Origin of the sequence: Nocardia sputorum, assembly GCF_027924405.1 — a bacterium.
Lineage (GTDB): Bacteria > Actinomycetota > Actinomycetes > Mycobacteriales > Mycobacteriaceae > Nocardia > Nocardia sputorum.
In genome coordinates, this window is record NZ_AP026978.1 from 4,701,428 (window position 1) to 4,719,343 (window position 17,916).

Here is a 17,916-nt window from a genome sequence, read left to right on the forward strand (position 1 = left end):
CTCGATCGAAGGGTGGGGTCAGGACCGGACGCCGAAGGGCAGCGTGAAACGCACGTCGCCCTCGACGATGTCGCGCATGTCGGGGATGCCGTTGCGGAACTGCAGCGTCCGCTCCAGGCCCATGCCGAACGCGAACCCGCTGTACACCTCGGGATCGATGCCGCTGGCGATCAGCACCTTCGGGTTCACCATGCCGCAGCCGCCCCATTCGACCCAGCCGGGACCGCCCTTCTTGTCCGGGAACCACACGTCGACCTCGGCGGAGGGCTCGGTGAACGGGAAGTAGTTGGGGCGCATGCGCGTCCGGGTCTCCGGGCCGAACAGCGCCCTGGCGAACGCGTCCAGCGTGCCGCGCAGATGCGCCATGGTCAGGCCCTTGTCCACCGCCAGGCCCTCGACCTGCGAGAACACCGGCGTGTGCGTGGCGTCCAGCTCGTCGGTGCGGAAGGTGCGGCCCGGGCAGACCACGTAGATCGGCAGTTCGCGTTCCAGCATCGAGCGCACCTGCACCGGAGAGGTGTGCGTACGCAGCACCTGGCGCGACCCCTCCGGGGCGATGTGGAAGGTGTCCTGCATGGTGCGGGCCGGATGGTCGGGCAGGAAGTTCAGCGCGTCGAAGTTGAAGTGCTCGGTCTCCACCTCGGGACCTTCGGCGACTTCCCAGCCCATCGCGACGAACACGTCGGCGACCTGCTCGGAGATGACGGTGATCGGGTGCCGGGCGCCCACGGCGGCGCGGCCGGCGGGCAGCGTCACGTCGATGGTCTCGGCGACCAGCACCGCGGCGTCGCGCTCGGCCAGCAACGTGGCACGGCGGGCCTCGAACGCCTCCGACACCCGGGCCCTGGCGACGTTGACGCGCTTGCCCGCGTCGGCCTTCTCCGACTTGGGCAGGCTGCCCAGCGCCCGCTGCGCCAGAGCCAGCGGCGCCTTGCCGCCGAGGTGCTCGGTTTTCGCGACCGCGAGCGCATCCAGGTCGGCGGCAGCGGCGAACGCCTTCTCGGCGGCCGCCGCGGCCGCGGCCAGTGCCTCCTCGGTCAGCGCTGCGTTCTGCTCGCCTGCGTCGATGTCGTCGGCCACGATGCTCCGTCTCTCCCCTTCGGTTCGCGGGCACAGCTGATCGCCTGCCCGCCCTGCTGCTGGTGAACGGCCTAGCGTTCACGGAACACTATTGCGTCGACTACACACTATTGGATCGGCCGCAGGCCCTTCACGTGGATTACCCTCGACACGGCGCAGGCCCCGGTGTTCGTCGCCGCACTGCCGTGGCGCACCGAGTGATGTGCCGGCTACTCCCGCAGGGTTTCCTCCGCACGATGAGCGGAACCGGCCGCCGCGCAGCGTACGACGCGCCGATGGTCATCCGCCCCGAGCCGCGGAGCGGGCACGTCATCGGGCCTACTGCGTATGGGGTGACGCGCGCGGGACGACTGTGGCGCGGTCGCGGCGCGCAGGCAGACGACGAACCCTGTCCGCGCACAGCACGGACAGGGACGCACGGATCGGGCTCAGCTCGCCGCAGTGACCCGCCGCGGCAGCAGCAGCGAGGTCAGCGCCCCCGCCCCGACGATCGCCGCCCCCACCCAGACCGCGGGCACGAGACCGTCCACGAAGCTCTGCGGATCCAGGTAGGAGCCCGACGAGGCGAACACCGACGCCAGCACCGCGACACCCATCGCGACACCCACCTCCCGGACGGTGTTGTTGGTGCCCGAGGCCATCGCCTGGTCCTCCGGAGCCGCGCTGGCCATCACGATGGTCGACGCTGGCGCGAAGGTCAGCCCCATGCCCACGCCCGCCAGTACGAACGGTGCGACGTACGAGCCGTAGCCGATGTCCACCGTGGTGACGGCGGCCATCCAGGCCAGCGCGACGGCCAGCAGCACCTGCCCGGTGGTGATCAAGGTGCGCGCGCCGATTCGGTCGACCAGCAGGCCCGCGATCGGCGCGACCACCATCGGCGCCATGGTCCACGGCATGGTGCGCACGCCCGATTCCAGCGGACTGTAGCCCTGCACCACCTGGAAGTACTGGGCGAGCAGGAAGATCGAGCCGAACACGCCGACCGAGAAGGCGAAGCCGACCACGTTGCTCACGCTGAAAGCCCGGGAGCGGAACAACCGCAGCGGCAGCATCGGCTCGGGCACGCGTAGTTCCCAGACGAGCAGGGCGGCCAGCAGCACGGCGCCGCCGATCAGCGCGGACAGCACGCTCGCCGAGGTCCAGCCGTCGTCGGCGCCGTGGATGACGCCCCACACGATCGCGAGCACGCCGCCCGCCGACAGCAGCAGGCCGACCGGATCGAGGCGGCGGCCACGGCCGTGCGATTCGGCGAGCACCCGCGCCGCGAACGGCAGGACGACCAACCCGATGGGCACGTTCAGCCAGAAGATCCACTGCCAGCTCAGCCCGTCGACCACCGCGCCGCCGATCAGCGGCCCGAGCGCGACACCGAGGCCGGCGATGCCGCCCCAGATGCCGATGGCCGCGTTGCGCATCCGCTCCGGGACGGCCGCCGACAGCAAGGTCAGCGACAGCGGCATCACCGCGGCCGCGCCGAATCCTTGCACCGCCCGCGCCGCGATGAGCAGGCCCGGCCCGGTCGCCAGCGCGCACGCCGCCGACGCCAGCGTGAACAGGGCGATGCCGAGCAGGAAGATCCGGCGCCTGCCGAGCCGGTCGCCGACGGCGGACGCGGTGAGCAGCAGCGAGGCGAACGACAGCGTGTAGGCGTTGACGAACCATTGCAGGTCGGCCAGCGAGGCGCCCAGCTCGGTGCGGATCACCGGCAGCGCGTTCGTCACGACCAGGTTGTCCAGCGTGACCATGAACATCGGGATGCCGACCGCGGCCAGCACGGCGGCGAGTCTGCGGCCGCCGATCGTGGCCGCGGGCGCGCCGACGGGCGGCGCGGTGGTGGGGAGAGTCTCGGTCATGTCCAGTCCTTGTTGTAATCGACTGATAACTTATCTGGAGAACGGTATGCATCGACTGATAACATGTCAAGTGAAAGCACGATTACCTGCGGAAACGGAGCATGATGGCGACCAGAACCAGGATGACGGCCTCCGAACGGGGCGAGCAGGTGCTGCGGGCAGCGGTGTCCGCGTTCGCCGAATCCGGTTACGCCGCTACCCGCACCGACGAGATCGCCCGGCGCTCCGGCGTGTCACAGCCGTACGTCATCCGGCTGTTCGGCACCAAGCAGAACCTGTTCCGTGCGGCCCTGCATCGCGTATGCGACCGGATCGAGGAAATCTTCCGCACCGCGCGGGCCGAGGCGGAGCCGGAGGCGGACCCCGAGGCGGCGATGGCCGCCCTCGGCAACGGCTACCACCACTTCCTCGCCGAACGAGAATTGCTCCAGGTGCTGCTGCACGGATTCGCCGCCAGCGCGGATCCGGAGATCGGCGACGAGGTCCGGAGCCGATTCGGCGACATCTACCACCTGATCCGGGACCTGACGGGCGCATCGGAAACCGAGGCGCGGCGCTTCCTCGCCACCGGAATGCTCCTCACCGTGATGAGCGCGATGCGGGTAGCGGGCCCGGACGCGGTGCCCGCCGCATGGGCGACGGAGATCATGGAAGACCTGATCGCCCGAGGCGACTGACGACCTCGGCCACGTCATGAGCGGCACAACCCGAAGGCGACGCCACTGAAGGCGAGCGGTCACCCCATAGGAGCGGCGCGAACAGGCAATGCCGCATACGCTGGAGAATCAACCCGCTGGCACCAGTAGTCACAGGAGTACCGGCGGCACATCACCGAGCACCGTATCGGCGACCGCCGTGCGGACGAAGTAGTACACAACCGTCATGTATCGCAGGATCTCTTCGACGGCTTCGGGAATGTGACTCGGATCCCCGCGGTCAGATCGAATTGGGCCGGCACCGCGCGCACCCCGTTCCGAGCCGGCATCCCCACGCGCCCGGCGTACCTCGACTACGTCTTTCGAGCGAAGCGAGACCGAGCATCCGCCGTTCGCGGCCCGGCTCGCGTGTGCGCGGCCGCCGCGTCAGCGACGAAGGAGCAAGCGGCGGTCGCGCACACGCGAGCCACAAAGGGGCCGCGAACACGCCGCGCCGAAGGCGCGGCAAATCGAACACAGCTCAATACCGGACGCGCGAATTCGCGTAGAGGCAGATCGCGGCGGCCGTCGCCAGATTCAGGCTTTCGGCGCGGCCGCGGATGGGGATCCGGATGCGGTGGTCGGCGCGGCGTGCGACGGCCGGGTCGAGACCGTGCGCCTCGTTGCCGAACAGCCAGGCCACCGGCCGGGTGAACAGTTCATCGGCGTCGTCGAGGTCGACTTCGCCGTTCGCCGCGGTCGCGAGGATCGTGATTCCCGCCGCCGCGATCGAGTCGAGCGTCTCGGCGACGTCGCGGTGCCGCGCGATCGGCACATGGAAGATGCTGCCCGCGCTGGCCCGCACACACTTGCCGTTGTGTGGATCGACCGCATCGCCGGCCAGCACCACGCCGTCGGCGCCGACGGAATCCGCCACCCGCACGAGCGTGCCCGCGTTACCGGGCTCGGCGATCTCGACGGGAACGGCCAGCATGCGCGGCCGAGCCTCGAGGATCCGGGACAAGGGCACGTCGAGCAGATCGCACACCGCCACCAGTCCCGGTGCGGTGACGGTCTCGGCGAGATGCTGTGCCGCTCGATCACTGACCAGCGTGGTGCGAACGCCCGTCGCGGCCGCCCCCGCGATCAGCGCGTGATCGCGTTCGGCGGCTGTCTTCGAATAGAACAGCTCATGCACGCGCGTGGTCTCCAGCGCGGCGGCTACGGCATTGGCGCCTTCGGCGAGGAATCGGCCCGCCTTGCGACGCTGCGCTCCGCGCTGCAGCTTGACAGCGGAAACGACCCGCGGATTGCGCTCACTGAGCGCTTCCACGGGTCGTTCCGAAAAGTGTCCGTGTGCCAACGACTGCGACTCAGGCGGCCGGCGCGTTGACATCCTGCGGCAGGGCGGCCTTGGCGACCGCGACGAGACCGGCGAACGCCTCGGCGTCCGACACCGCGAGCTCGGCGAGGATCTTGCGGTCCACCTCCACACCGGCGGCCTTCAGGCCCTGGATGAAGCGGTTGTAGGTGATGTCGTTGATCCGCGCGGCGGCGTTGATGCGCGCGATCCACAGCTTGCGGAAGTCACCCTTGCGCGCCCGGCGGTCCCGGTAGGCGTAGGTGAGCGAGTGCAGCTGCTGCTCCTTGGCCTTGCGGTACAGCCGCGAGCGCTGGCCGCGGTAGCCCTTGGAGGCCTCGAGGATGGAACGGCGCTTCTTCTGAGCGTTGACGGCCCTTTTGACGCGTGCCACTGGTCAGTCCTGTTCGATCTGGGGGCGCGGGGCGGCGCCCGGAAATGGGTCGGGGGTGGCGACGGAGATGCTCCGGTCGCGGTGTGCTTGCCGGTCTGCGCAGGGACGCGATCAGAGACCGAGCAGCTTCTTCACGCGACGGACGTCGGCGGCGGCGACGACCTCCACGCCGTCCAGACGACGCGTCCGGCGGGTGGGCTTGTGCTCGAACAGGTGGCGACGGTTCGCCTGCTGGCGCAGCAGCTTGCCTTTGCCGGACACCTTGAATCGCTTCGAGGCGCCGCTGTGCGTCTTCATCTTCGGCATGGATGGATTCCTCTATCTGTCGTCCCGGCGGTCGGGGCGGACCGCCGGTGTTCTGATCGGTGTTACTGCGGGCCGGCCGTCTCGGCCTGCTCCGCAGCGGGCTGACCGGCCGGGGCGGCGCTGGGCGCCGGGCGCGGGGCCGACTCCTGCTGCGCCTTCACCCGGGTCTTCGCACCCTTGTGGGGGGCGAGAACCATGGTCATGTTGCGACCGTCCTGCTTGGCCGAGGTTTCCACGAAGCCGAGGTCGGCGACGTCGGACGCCAGCCGCTGCAGCAGCCGGAAGCCGAGTTCGGGGCGGGACTGCTCACGTCCACGGAACATGATCGTCACCTTGACCTTGGACCCGGCCTCGAGGAAGCGAACGACGTTGCGCTTCTTGGTCTCGTAGTCGTGGTCATCGATCTTCGGGCGGAGCTTCTGCTCCTTGATCACCGTCTGCTGCTGGTTCTTCCGAGACTCGCGCGCCTTCTGCGCCGTCTCGTACTTGAACTTGCCGTAGTCCATGATCTTGCAGACCGGCGGACGGGCATCGGGTGCCACCTCGACCAGATCGAGGTCGGCTTCGAGGGCGACGCGTAGTGCATCTTCAACACGCACGATCCCAACCTGCTCGCCGCCAGGCCCGATGAGCCGGACCTCGGGAACACGGATGCGATCGTTGATGCGGGTCTCAGTGCTGATGGGGCCTCCTAGGTCAAGCGGTGTCGTCAGACGACCGCGCGCAATAACTGCAACCCCTGTTCAACACGAAGGCCCCGGTGCGGTATTCCGCGCACGGGGCCCGATGTCGACCGATCGCCGACCACGAGAGAACTCGGATCGACTCTCGTGGCCGGGTTCTCCGCGAGAACCACGACACGAGAAACCCGCCCTCGGAGGGCGGGCGACCGGACCGCTGGACCGTACGATTACTCGTCGGCAACGGTGGGAGTCGGGCTCCACTTATCAGCCCCAGGGCAAGCCCGGGGCGGTCGTCAGCGGAAAGTCTAACATTCCGTTCGGCTATCGCCGAATCGACACAAAATCGGTTGCCCGGCCGCCGTCCCCGTGCCAGGCTCCCCCGGTGCGTTCACCCCGCCGCGACCTGCTGCGATGGCAGTTCGACCTGACCTGGGCCCTCGCCGGTATCCACCTCGACGCCCTCACGCCGGAGGACTTCCTCTGGGAACCCGCCGACCTCGCCTGGACGGTACGCCCCGACGCCGAGGGCGTGTGGCGCCCGGATTGGGCCGACACCGAACCCGACCCCGTGCCCGTCCCGACGATCGGTTGGCTGACCTGGCACATCGGCTGGTGGTGGGGCGCGGCCATCGACCACGCCGAGGGTCGCACCCCACCCGCACGGGAGGATGTGCACTGGCCCGGCGACGGAGCCGCGGCCATCGCCCGGCTGCGCGAGCTGCACACCGAGTGGTCGCGCGTGCTGGACGGTTTCGACGAGAGCGAGTTGGACCGCCCGTCCGCCTACCCGTGGCCCGCCGACGCGGGATTGACCATCGCCCACCTGGCGGGCTGGGTGAACGCGGAGCTGATGAAGAATGTCGCGGAGATCGGCCACCTCCGGATGCTGCGGGCGGCGTCGCTAGCCTGAAGACATGACTGACGAGCTCGACGCCTCCGTCCGCGAACTGGCCGACATCCCCGCGGTCGAGGTGATCAGCCGCGCCGCCGTGATGTTGATGAGCTCGGCGGCCGAGAAGCTGGGGCTGGCCGACGAGGACCCGGACACCAGCCCGCGCCGCGACCTGGACGAGGCGCGCCGCGTGATCACGGCGCTGGCCGGGCTCGTCACGGCGTCGGTGGAGTACCTGGGCCCGCACGCCGGGCCGATTCGCGAAGGCTTGCAGTCGCTGCAACGCGCCTTCCGCGAGTCCTCCGCGCATCCGGACGAGCCGGGCAAGGGGCCGGGCGAGAAGTACACCGGCCCGGTCTACTGATCGGCTCGGCTGCGGGTCGTGTGAGGACCGCGCCCACCGGACCTCGGTCGCGGTGGTGGGCGACGATGGCCGGAATCGCACAGTGATGAGCCGCCGACCGCGAGCGTTCGTCGGTGTGCGTCGGGACACGCGCGACCGGATCCACCGCCTGCGCCTCGGTGACGGTCAGCGGGGCGGCGCCGTGGGCGAGGTCCCGCGCGCACCTCGCGACGCACGCGGGCAGGCCGGGCCGTGCGGCGTCCGTGCGAGCATCGCTGCCGCGACGGGTACCGGGTGCTGCTCGAGGCGCTCGCCGAAATCCACGCCCGCCTCGGCGTAAACCCCTGCGGCAGTGCCACCGCGGCCCGCGTCGCGTGCCACTGCCAGCGGGATGCCGAAGGTGCCGCAGGACCGAGAATCCCCGGCGCCCTATGGAATTCCGAAGCGCGGCCGGAAATTGTGCGCGAATCACACCTCGAGACAACGATGTTTAGGAAATTTCCCAACGGGTAGGGCACAGTGAGCCCATGGCTACTCGGATTCTGCTCGCTCCCGGATTCTGGCTCGGCGCATGGGCGTGGGACGAGGTCGCACCCGATCTGCGGCAGCGCGGCAACGAGGTATCGGCGCTGACGCTGCCGGGTCTGGACGCCACCGATCCCGACCGGTTGTCGGCAACCCTGGAATCCCAAGCGCAAGCGATCATCGACGCGGCGTCCGCGGGCGAGCCCGTCGTGCTCGTCGCGCACTCCGGCGGCGCGGCGCCCGCGTATCTCGCGATCGACCGCGCACCCGGCTTGTTCCGCCGGGCGATCTACGTCGACAGCGCGCCGCTGCCGAACGGTTTCGTCATCAATTCCGCACTGGACATCGCCGCGCGCGAGTGGACCCTGCCGGACTGGCCGGAGCTGGAGGCCGCGGGCAACAGCTTGGCGGGCCTGGACGACGCCGTCCTGACGCGGTTCCGCGAGCGCGCGGTGCCGCAGCCCGCGTCCGTCGCGGCCGCCCCGCTGCGCTTGAGCGACTCACCAGCCCGGCTGGCGGTCCCGACCACCGTGATCTGCAGCAGTATGACCGCCGATCTGGTCAAGAAGCTGCGCGACAACGGGGAGGCCCCACTGTTCGCCGAACTGGCCCGCATCGATGCGGAATACGTCGACCTCCCCACGGGGCATTGGCCGATGTGGTCCAAGCCGAAGGAACTCGCCGAACTGATCCACGCCATCGCCAACCGCTGAGGCGAGCAGCGGCGCGGTCCGCAGCATCCGGAACCGCGCCGCATCGGACGACGGATCAGCCGACCGCCGCGGCCTTCTTCACCGGACGCTTGGCGGCCTTCGCCGCGGCCTTCTTCACCGGAGCCTTCTTCGCGGCGCTCCGTGGCGCGGGTGGCTGGTCCAGCACCTCCTTCAGGAACTGGCCGGTGTAGCTGTGCGCGACGGCGGCGACCTCCTCCGGCGTGCCTTCCGCCACGACGGTGCCGCCGCCGGAGCCGCCCTCGGGGCCCATGTCGATCACCCAGTCGGAGGTCTTGATGACGTCCAAGTTGTGTTCGATGACGATCACCGTGTTGCCCTTGTCCACAAGACCGTTGATGACGTTGAGCAGCTTGCGGATGTCCTCGAAATGCAGGCCGGTGGTCGGCTCGTCGAGGATGTACACGGTGCGGCCGGTGGACCGCTTCTGCAACTCGGCGGCGAGTTTCACCCGCTGCGCCTCGCCGCCGGAGAGGGTGGGAGCGCTCTGGCCGAGGCGCACATAGCCGAGCCCCACGTCCACCAGTGTCTTGAGGTAGCGGTGGATCGAGGTGACCGGCTCGAAGAACTCGGCCGCCTCCTCGATGGACATGTCCAGCACCTCGGCGATGGTCTTGCCCTTGTAGTGGACCTCGAGGGTTTCCCGGTTGTAGCGGGCGCCGTGGCAGACCTCGCAGGGGACGTAGACGTCCGGCAGGAAGTTCATCTCGATCTTCAGCGTGCCGTCACCGGAGCATGCCTCGCAGCGACCGCCCTTGACGTTGAACGAGAACCGGCCCGGCTGGTACCCGCGCACCTTCGCCTCGGTGGTGGCCGCGAACAGCGTGCGGATCTTGTCGAAGACGCCGGTATACGTGGCCGGGTTGGACCGCGGCGTGCGGCCGATCGGCGACTGGTCCACCTGCACCAGCTTGTCCAGGTGGTCGAGCCCGTTGACCCGGGTGTGCCTGCCGGGCACCTGCCGAGCGCCGTTGAGCCGGTTCGCCAGCACGGTGGCCAGGATGTCGTTCACCAGGGTCGACTTGCCCGAGCCGGAGACGCCGGTCACCGAGGTCAGCACGCCGAGCGGGAAGGCGACGTCGATGCCCTTGAGATTGTGCTCGTTCGCTCCCACGACGGTGAGCTGCCGCTTCTTGGTGACCGGACGGCGCACCAGCGGCACCTCGATCCGCTCCCGGCCCGACAGGTACGCCCCGGTCAGCGAGTTCGGATCGGTGAGCAGCTCTTCGTAGGGCCCGCTGTGCACCACCGTGCCGCCGTGCTCACCGGCGAACGGGCCGATGTCGACCACCCAGTCCGAGGCACGGATGGTGTCCTCGTCGTGCTCGACCACGATCAACGTGTTGCCGAGATTGCGCAGGCGCGTGAGGGTTTCGATGAGCCTGCGGTTGTCCCGCTGGTGCAGGCCGATGGACGGCTCGTCGAGCACGTAGAGCACGCCGACCAGACCGGAGCCGATCTGGGTGGCGAGCCGGATCCGCTGCGCCTCGCCGCCGGAGAGCGTGGCGGCCGCGCGCGACAGCGTGAGGTACTCCAGGCCGACGTCGAGCAGGAAGCCCAGCCGCGCCTGCACCTCCTTGAGCACCTGCCCGGCGATGGCGGCTTCGCGCTCGCCGAGGGTGAGCGAATTCAGGAACGCCGAGCATTCGCCGATGGACAGGTCGCTGACGTCGGCGATGGACTTCTTGTCGCCGTTCGCGGCGATGGTGACGGCGAGGATCTCCGGGCGCAGCCGGGCGCCGTTGCACACCGGGCACGGGATGTCGCGCATGTACCCGTCGTAGTGCTCTTTCATCTGCTCGGACTCGGTGCTCTCCATGCGCCGCTGCAGGAACGGCATCACGCCCTCGAAGTCCGCGTAGTACGAGCGCTTGCGGCCGTAGCGGTTGGTGTAGGACACGTGCACCTGGTCGGCGCTGCCCTCGAGCACGGCCTTGCGCGCCTTGAGGGGCAGATCCTGCCACGGGGTGTCCATGGAGAAACCGATGGAATCCGCCAGGCCGGACAGCAGCCGGGTGAAGTACTCGGCGGTCTGCCCGCGCGACCACGGCGCGATGGCGCCCTCGTTCAGGCTCAGCGCCGGATCGGGCACCACCAGTTCCGGGTCGACCTCCTTGCGGATGCCGAGGCCGGTGCAGTCCGGGCAGGCGCCGTAGGGCGAGTTGAACGAGAACGAGCGCGGCTCCAGGTCCTCGATGTCGAGCGGGTGACCGTTCGGGCAGGCGAGACGCTCGGAGAAGCGGCGCTCCCGGTCGTGCGCGTGCTCGTCGCGGTCGACGAAGTCGAGGACCACGATGCCGTCGGCGAGCCGCAGGGCGGTCTCGATCGAATCGGTCAGGCGCTGTTTGGAGGTCGGCTTGACCGCCAGCCGGTCGACGACGACCTCGACGTCGTGCTTCTCCTGCTTCTTCAGCTTCGGCGGATCGGTGAGCGGATACACCACGCCGTCGACCCGCACGCGGGAGTAGCCCTGCGTGTTGAGCTGGTCGAACAGGTCGACGAACTCACCCTTGCGGGTGCGCACCACCGGAGCGAGCACCTGGAAGCGGATGCCCTCCTCCATGGCCAGCACCTGGTCGACGATCTGCTGCGGCGTCTGCTTGGCGATCAGCTCGCCGCACACCGGACAGTGCGGCGTGCCCGCCCGCGCGTAGAGCAGCCGCAGATAGTCGTAGACCTCGGTGATGGTGCCCACGGTCGAGCGCGGATTGCGGTTGGTCGACTTCTGGTCGATGGACACCGCGGGCGACAGGCCCTCGATGAAGTCGACGTCGGGCTTGTCCATCTGCCCGAGGAACTGCCGCGCGTACGCCGACAGCGACTCGACATAGCGCCGCTGCCCCTCCGCGAAGATCGTGTCGAAGGCCAGGCTCGACTTGCCGGAGCCGGACAGGCCGGTGAACACGATGAGGCTGTCGCGGGGCAGGTCGAGATCGACACCCTTGAGGTTGTGCTCCCGAGCTCCGCGCACAGTGAGGCGTTCCGCCACAGGCCGTCCCTTCTCCTTCGTGTTCGGCGTCCAGACATACCCCCGGCCGCCATGCTAGGCATGGGCACCGACAAGTTTCGCGGACCGCCCGTCACCTCGACGAACGGCGGGAACACCGGCGGGTGGACGGTACGGATGGGGCCGGGAAACAGGCCAGGACGCCTCCGTAGCATCGCCCTCCCGGCACCAATGGTCAACAGCGCGGCAGCGCCGGTCATTCCCCCTGGCCGCCGTCGCACCGCAGGCCGCGGCAGCCGGTATCCCTACCGACAAGGTACCGGCAGCAGGGCCGCCAGGGTGCCGCGGGCAGGTGGTACTCGAGTTCACATTGCGTCCGTGTGACGGAACACGGCGCGCACCGGGGTGATCGACCTGGTCGGACCGGGGACCGGCTCGGGGGCCGATACCTCCGGCAACGCCTGCTCCCGGCCCCTGAAAGCTGTGCGCAATCCGCGCCGTACGCACCGGCCGCCGACTACACTGAGCCCGCTGTGCGCACCCCATCGGCCTCCCCGACTCCGCCATGACGCACCTCATCCCCCATCTCCCGGCTACGGTGCTCGACACGTTGCGCGCCCTTCTGCGGACCGCGACCCGCCTGGTCGACGCCCGATACGGGGCGCTAGGCGTCCGCGGGCACGACGAGCGGCCGGTCGAGTTCCTCTTCGAGGGCGTCGACGACGCGACGCATACCCACATCGGCCGCTCTCCCGCGGGGCAGGGCGTACTCGGACTGTTGCTGGCGCACCCGCGACCGATCCGGCTGGACGACCTGTCGGAACACCCTGCCTCCGTGGGTTTCCCGCCCAACCATCCCCGGATGGGCAGCTTCCTCGGGGTGCCGGTGCGGATCGGCGAGGAGATCTTCGGCAATCTCTACCTCACCGAGAAGACAGGGGGACAACCCTTCACCGAGGACGACGAGGCCATCGTGCTGGCGCTGGCCGCCGCGGCGGGCATCGCCATCGAGAACGCCAGGCTGTACGAGTCCGCGCGGACCAGGCAAGCCTGGATCGAGGCGACCCGCGACATCGCGACCGAATTCCTCGCGGGCACGGCGCCGGACCTGGTGCTGGCGCAGGTGGTCGCGCGCGCCCGCGCGCTGACCGGCTCCCAGCAGGCGCTGCTGGCCGTGGTGCCGCCCGCGACGCCACCCGACGAAGCCACCGAACTGGTTGTGGCGCAATGGTTCGGCCCGGGGCCGGGGCCCGAACGGCTGCGCGTCGCGGGCGCCGCGACCGGCACGGTGTTGACGCGGCGCGCGCCGGTGCAGCTGCCCGATGCCGGGCCGGACGATCTCGGCGCCGAGGTCGGCGCGGCAGGGCCCGCGCTGGTGCTGCCGTTGCAGACCGCGGATCTCGTGCTCGGCGTGCTGATCCTCGCGCGTCCGCCCGACGGCGCGCCGTACCCCGGCGAGCTGGTCGAGCTGACCGCCGCGTTCACCGACCAGGCGGCGCTGGCCATGCAATTGACCGAGACCCAGCGCAGGATGCGCGAACTCGACGTGCTGGCCGACCGCGACCGCATCGCGCGCGATCTGCACGATCATGTCGTCCAACGGCTGTTCGCGGTCGGGCTGGGGTTGCGCGCCACGGCGGCGCGCACCGAGGATCTCGAAGTGCGGCGGCGGCTTTCGGCGGAAATGGACGGTTTGCAGGAGGTCGTGCAGGAGATCCGCACGTCGATCTTCGACCTGCACGGCGGCGATCCGCTGCGGCGGCGGCTGGAGGACGCCGTCCGCCAGCAGACCGCGGGCGGCGCGTTCCGGACCAGCATGCGGTTCGCCGGACCGCTGTCGGTGGTGGGCGACGCGCTCGCCGATCACGCCGAGGCCGTGGTGCGCGAATCGGTCAGCAACGCGGTGCGCCACTCCGGCGGCAACCGGCTCGCCGTCGAGATCACCGTCGGCGACGAACTGACCGTCCTCGTCGAGGACAACGGCACGGGCATGCCCGCGGACGTGACACCGAGCGGACTGGCCAACCTCGCGCAGCGCGCGACCATGTCCGACGGCCGCTGCGTAGTGGGGCGGACCGAGAGCGGCGGGACCAGGGTGCACTGGTCCGCGCCGCTTGCCTGACGATCAGAAGGGCGCCACGAGCGCCAGATCGCCGTCGTGGCGCCGGTACAGCAGCCCGCCGCGGCCGCTGCCCGGATCGGTGCAGAACAGGAACGGCAATCCCTCGCGGCACAACAGATTCGCCGCTTCGACCGGGGCCAGGCAGGCGGCGGGTTCCGCGTCCACGACGATCGGCGGGGCACTCCGGACCGTCTGCGGCGACCGGATCGGCGGATAGGTCGCCCGCTGGCGGATGAGCCGCGCACCCGGCGCCGCCCAGTGCACCACCGCGTCCTCACCGGTCTCGGCGTCGGTGAACAGGTGGGCGTCGTAATCCATGGCGTCCAGCACCGCGACCGCTTCGGCCGGCGTGCAGGTGGACAGGGCGCACCGCTTACGGCGGACGATCGGACGCGGTGCACCGGCACGGGCCAGCGGAGGCCGGGCGGGATCGGGCCAGGCCCGCGCCTCTCGCGCGGCCATCCGGGCCAACCGGCGGTCGAGCCGCTCGGCGGCGAAGGTCACCGCGAACCCGCGCGGCCCGGTGACCTGGACCCGGATGACGGCGTCGAGATGGCGCACGTCGACCTGCACCACCGTCGGCGCCTCCGGGTCGGGCGGCGCGCTCAGGCGCACCCGGGCGGGCGCGTCGAGATGATGTCGGCGCAGTACCCGGGCGACGGCGCGCACCGCCCGCGTGACGTCCACGGCGGCCACCTCCCCTCGCGTGGTCACCACCACTTCCGGACCGGCCGCCGTCGTCCACTGTTCCGATGCGCATCGCAGCCCCGATGAGACCATCTGCATTGCCCCGCTTTCCAGATCGATCCGTCCCGATCCATGCCAGCACCGCCACGGTGCCGCGAACAGGGCCGAAAGTCCCCATCGGCTGGGCACCGGCGGGTCGCGGGCTCGTCGACGACCTGGCGGTTCGATCGACCTGCGTCGAATGACGCACTGCCCGTGCGCATCACGGTCCAGCGGGGCCGAGCACCACCGCGGAGTTGTTGCCGCCCATGCCGAGCGAGAGTTTCACGGTGATGCCGCCCTCGAACGGCGCCGGGCCGTCGAGCAGCCGCGGATGCGCGGGCGCGACGATCGGGGCCGCGGGCACGATGCCGCGGTCGTAGCCGAGCGCGGCCGCCGCGACCTCGACGGCCGCCGCGGCGCCCTGGCAGTGGCCCGCCAGCGGTTTGAGCGCGTAGATGTGCGGACGGTCGGCGAACACCTGCTCCATCAGATGGTGCTCGGCCACGTCGCACTGCCGGGTCCCGGTGCCGTGCGCGTTGAAGTAACGGACGTCCGCGGCGGTGACGCCCGCGGCGGCGAGCGCACGGCGAGTGCACTCGAGGATCTGCTCGTGCGCCGGATCGACCGATACGACGTGATAGGCGTCGTTGGACATCGCGCCGCCCAGCACCGCGGCGTAGGGCCGATCCGCCGACCGGGTCAGCACGAACGCCACCGAGGCTTCACCCATGCTGAACCCGCGGCTGCCCTCTTGGAAGGGGCGGCAGGCGTCCATCGGTTCGGCGTCGGTGACCGCGGCGCCGAGCCGGACGAAACTCGCCAGCATGTCGGGGGTGGCGGACAGGTCGGTCGCGACGAAGATCACGTCGTCGGCCATGCCCGCGTCCAGCCAGAGCTTCGCGGTGATCAGCGCCACGTTGGCGGAACTGCACGCGGCCGAGACGTTCATCGCCGGACCGTGGAAGCCGAATTCCTGCATCAGCATCGACACCGGCGTCGAAGGCAACAGCCGCAGGTACTCCCTGGACCGGCGGTTGCCCCCGTCGACGAGGTAGAAGTCGCGCCAGTTCGCCACGTCCCCCAGCACGATGGCGTGCAGCAGGCCCACCGTGCGACCGGGCCGCCAGCCGCGGTCGCGGGCATCCGCGACCGCCTCCCGCGCCGCCTCGTGCACGGCCCGGCCGTACCGGCTCGTGCTCACCTCGGGGTCGCCGCCGTCGGGCACCAGCGCGACCCACGCGTCCTCGTCACGGCCGGGCCCGTAGCCCGAGCGCAGGGCCGCCGCCGACTTGCCGCTGAGCAAGCCGTCCCACAGGCGCTCCCGCCCCCATCCGTAGCCGGTGATCGCGCCGATCCCGGCGATGGTCATCTGATTTCCGTGCCCCGGCGGAGTAGGCACCCGCGCGGCGGTATTCGGGTCGGCACCCGGCATGTATCGCTCCTTCGCCGGCTGCCCGGGACGCTCGAGCGGTTCGCCCCTTCTCGACGCGGCAACCGGTCTCTGCCATGATCGCCGGATCCAGGCCGGGAACGTGCCGGTACTGTGATCGAAGCAATAGCGTGGACGGTGTGATCTTGTCCACGTCGATACCAGAATAATCCCGTGTTCCAATGACCATAATTGGGTCGATGATCGGGGGTTCGAGTGGGTGACGACAAGCTAGCCGCCGCGGTCGACGCCGCCGAACAGCTGGCTGCGCGCTACCGCTCCCTGGTCGAACACACCCCGGACGGGATCTGCGTGCACGAGCGCGGCCGGGTCGTCTACGTCAACCCGGCGACCGTCCGCCTGCTCGCCGCGGAGGACGCCGACGAGATCGTCGGCCGTCCGCTGACCGACTTCGTCCACCCCGCGTCGGTTCCCGCGATGCTCGACCGGATCAGCACCCTCACCACCGCGGGCGCGGCCTCCGTCCCGACCGAGATGACCTTGATGCGGGTGGATGGCGGCACCGTCCCGGTGGAGACGGTGTCGGTGCTGACCGCCTGGCACGACCGCCTCGCCTACCAGGTGGTCATCCACGACCTCACCGCCCAGCGCCACGCCGAGGCCGCGCAGCGCCGAGCCGAGCACTACTTCACCACGGTCGTCTCCCAGTTGGAGGAGGGCGTCGTGGTGATCGATCCGGAGGGCCGGATCGAATCGATGAATCCGGCCGCCAAGCGCATCTTCGGCACCGAGGGGCCCGACCGCCAGGTGATCGGGCGCACCATCCAGTCGCTGCCGCTGGTGCTGCTGGACGCGAACGCCCAGCCCCTGCCGCCGAGCCGCCATCCGGTGGCGCGCACGCTGGCCACGGGCGAGACCATCACCGGCTACGTCTTCGGCGTCGACCGGGTGGACGGCCAGCGCCGCTGGCTGTCGGGCAGCAGCCGGCTGCTCAATCCCGGCGACCCGCGTTCGTCGGCGGTGTCCTCCTTCGCCGACATCACCGAGTTCCGCGCCAGCAGAAGACAATTGGAATACCAGGCCACGCACGACTCGCTCACCGGGCTGGCCAACCGCTCGCTGATCCTGTCCCAGCTGGCCGCCGCGCTGGCCAGCACCGAGGAACTGCTGCCGGTGTCCACCGTGCTGTTCATCGACTTGGACGGGTTCAAAGCGATCAACGACACCCTCGGGCACGCGATCGGCGACACCGTGCTGCAGATCGTCGCCCAGCGGTTGCAGCGCGCGCTGCGCGGTGACGACATCGTCGGCAGGCTCGGCGGCGACGAGTTCCTGGTCCTGCTGTCCGGCCGTACCCGCCGCGTCGACATCGAAGCACTGGTGAACAGGCTGCGCTCCACCATGGCCGAGCCGATCATCGCGCGCGGGCACCGGATCGAGGTGAACGCCTCGATCGGCGTCACCGAACTCGAGGTGGGCGACCGGCGCAGCCCGGAGGCCGTGCTGCACGACGCGGATCTGGCGATGTACCGGGCCAAACCGCCCGGGCGGCGGGAAGGCACCGTCACCAAGGGCCGCAGGCCGAACAGCACGCACGCGTCCTGACGAGCCCGCGCATGATCATCGAACACGCCCTGCTGCCGGTTCGCCCCGAGCGCGCGGCCGATTTCGAAGCCGCCTTCGCCGCGGCGCGGCCGATCATCGCGAGCATGCCCGGCTTCCGGTCGCTGTCGCTGTCGCGCGGGGTGGAGTCGCCGGGCAGCTACCTGCTCCGGGTGGAATGGGACCACATCGACGATCACGTCGTCGGATTCCGCGGCTCGCCGGAATATCAGCGCTGGAAGGACCTGTTACATCACTTCTACGAGCCGTTCCCGGCGGTCGAGCACTTCGCGCCGGTCCCCCTCACAGCGTCCGACAACC

15 protein-coding genes and 1 pseudogene are annotated in these 17,916 nt (G+C 70.1%); 7 read left to right on the forward strand and 9 right to left on the reverse strand.

The features are described from left to right. Positions 1–18 precede the first annotated feature (18 nt). Both pheS and QMG86_RS21180 read right to left on the reverse strand, forming a co-directional pair. Complete coding sequence (pheS, locus tag QMG86_RS21175) at positions 19–1,080, reverse strand: phenylalanine--tRNA ligase subunit alpha (RefSeq protein ID WP_281874371.1); 1,062 nt, start codon at positions 1,078–1,080, stop codon at positions 19–21. 428 nt (positions 1,081–1,508) lie between these two features. Next, a complete protein-coding gene (locus QMG86_RS21180; RefSeq protein WP_281874372.1) occupies positions 1,509–2,936 on the reverse strand; it encodes a DHA2 family efflux MFS transporter permease subunit in 1,428 nt (475 codons plus the stop codon). A gap of 101 nt (positions 2,937–3,037) precedes the next feature. On the opposite strand from QMG86_RS21180, the gene QMG86_RS21185 reads away from it, so the two are divergent. After that, entirely contained in the window at positions 3,038–3,613 is a 576-nt protein-coding gene (locus QMG86_RS21185; protein WP_281874373.1) for a TetR/AcrR family transcriptional regulator, read from the forward strand. A 499-nt stretch (positions 3,614–4,112) separates the two neighbouring features. Here QMG86_RS21185 and QMG86_RS21190 read toward each other — a convergent pair whose 3' ends face one another. The 4 genes from QMG86_RS21190 to infC form a co-directional block, all read right to left on the reverse strand. After that, the gene (locus tag QMG86_RS21190; RefSeq protein ID WP_281874374.1) at positions 4,113–4,904 is read right to left on the reverse strand and encodes a TrmH family RNA methyltransferase; all 792 of its coding nucleotides are present in this window, start codon (positions 4,902–4,904) and stop codon (positions 4,113–4,115) included. 40 nt (positions 4,905–4,944) lie between these two features. After that, positions 4,945–5,325 carry a 50S ribosomal protein L20 gene (gene rplT / locus QMG86_RS21195; RefSeq protein WP_039797323.1) on the reverse strand — a complete coding sequence of 127 codons (381 nt, stop codon included), beginning with the start codon at positions 5,323–5,325 and terminating at the stop codon, positions 4,945–4,947. A gap of 111 nt (positions 5,326–5,436) precedes the next feature. After that, positions 5,437–5,631 carry a 50S ribosomal protein L35 gene (gene rpmI / locus QMG86_RS21200; protein ID WP_159845652.1) on the reverse strand — a complete coding sequence of 65 codons (195 nt, stop codon included), beginning with the start codon at positions 5,629–5,631 and terminating at the stop codon, positions 5,437–5,439. Between the two features lie 62 nt (positions 5,632–5,693). Continuing rightward, complete coding sequence (infC, locus tag QMG86_RS21205; protein ID WP_084823654.1) at positions 5,694–6,359, reverse strand: translation initiation factor IF-3; 666 nt, start codon at positions 6,357–6,359, stop codon at positions 5,694–5,696. 337 nt (positions 6,360–6,696) lie between these two features. On the opposite strand from infC, the gene QMG86_RS21210 reads away from it, so the two are divergent. The 3 genes from QMG86_RS21210 to QMG86_RS21220 all read left to right on the forward strand — a co-directional run bounded on the left by QMG86_RS21210 (position 6,697) and on the right by QMG86_RS21220 (position 8,787). Further along, a complete protein-coding gene (locus QMG86_RS21210; RefSeq protein ID WP_281874375.1) occupies positions 6,697–7,224 on the forward strand; it encodes a DinB family protein in 528 nt (175 codons plus the stop codon). A 4-nt stretch (positions 7,225–7,228) separates the two neighbouring features. Continuing rightward, positions 7,229–7,570: a DUF1844 domain-containing protein gene (locus QMG86_RS21215; RefSeq protein ID WP_039797319.1), complete on the forward strand. Its 342-nt coding sequence runs from the start codon at positions 7,229–7,231 to the stop codon at positions 7,568–7,570. Between the two features lie 506 nt (positions 7,571–8,076). Continuing rightward, positions 8,077–8,787, forward strand: coding sequence for an alpha/beta fold hydrolase (locus QMG86_RS21220; RefSeq protein WP_281874376.1), 711 nt, complete (start codon positions 8,077–8,079; stop codon positions 8,785–8,787). A gap of 55 nt (positions 8,788–8,842) precedes the next feature. On the opposite strand, the gene uvrA is transcribed toward QMG86_RS21220, so the two are convergent. After that, the gene (gene uvrA, locus QMG86_RS21225; protein WP_281874377.1) at positions 8,843–11,794 is read right to left on the reverse strand and encodes an excinuclease ABC subunit UvrA; all 2,952 of its coding nucleotides are present in this window, start codon (positions 11,792–11,794) and stop codon (positions 8,843–8,845) included. A gap of 523 nt (positions 11,795–12,317) precedes the next feature. Between uvrA and QMG86_RS21230 the strand changes: the two genes are divergently transcribed. Next, positions 12,318–13,874, forward strand: coding sequence for a sensor histidine kinase (locus tag QMG86_RS21230; protein ID WP_281874379.1), 1,557 nt, complete (start codon positions 12,318–12,320; stop codon positions 13,872–13,874). 3 nt (positions 13,875–13,877) lie between these two features. Here QMG86_RS21230 and QMG86_RS21235 read toward each other — a convergent pair whose 3' ends face one another. Together QMG86_RS21235 and QMG86_RS21240 are read right to left on the reverse strand one after the other, a co-directional pair. Continuing rightward, entirely contained in the window at positions 13,878–14,588 is a 711-nt protein-coding gene (locus QMG86_RS21235) for a sigma 54 modulation/S30EA ribosomal C-terminal domain-containing protein (RefSeq protein ID WP_281874381.1), read from the reverse strand. A 235-nt stretch (positions 14,589–14,823) separates the two neighbouring features. After that, positions 14,824–15,972, reverse strand: coding sequence for a beta-ketoacyl synthase N-terminal-like domain-containing protein (locus QMG86_RS21240; RefSeq protein ID WP_281881052.1), 1,149 nt, complete (start codon positions 15,970–15,972; stop codon positions 14,824–14,826). A 276-nt stretch (positions 15,973–16,248) separates the two neighbouring features. Here QMG86_RS21240 and QMG86_RS21245 point away from each other — a divergent pair, with 276 nt between their 5' ends. Together QMG86_RS21245 and QMG86_RS21250 are read left to right on the forward strand one after the other, a co-directional pair. Next, positions 16,249–17,598 carry a diguanylate cyclase domain-containing protein gene (locus QMG86_RS21245; RefSeq protein WP_281874383.1) on the forward strand — a complete coding sequence of 450 codons (1,350 nt, stop codon included), beginning with the start codon at positions 16,249–16,251 and terminating at the stop codon, positions 17,596–17,598. An 11-nt stretch (positions 17,599–17,609) separates the two neighbouring features. After that, positions 17,610–17,894 (forward strand): annotated as a pseudogene (locus QMG86_RS21250) (antibiotic biosynthesis monooxygenase family protein); the annotation flags it as partial. Between the last annotated feature and the right edge of the window lie 22 nt (positions 17,895–17,916).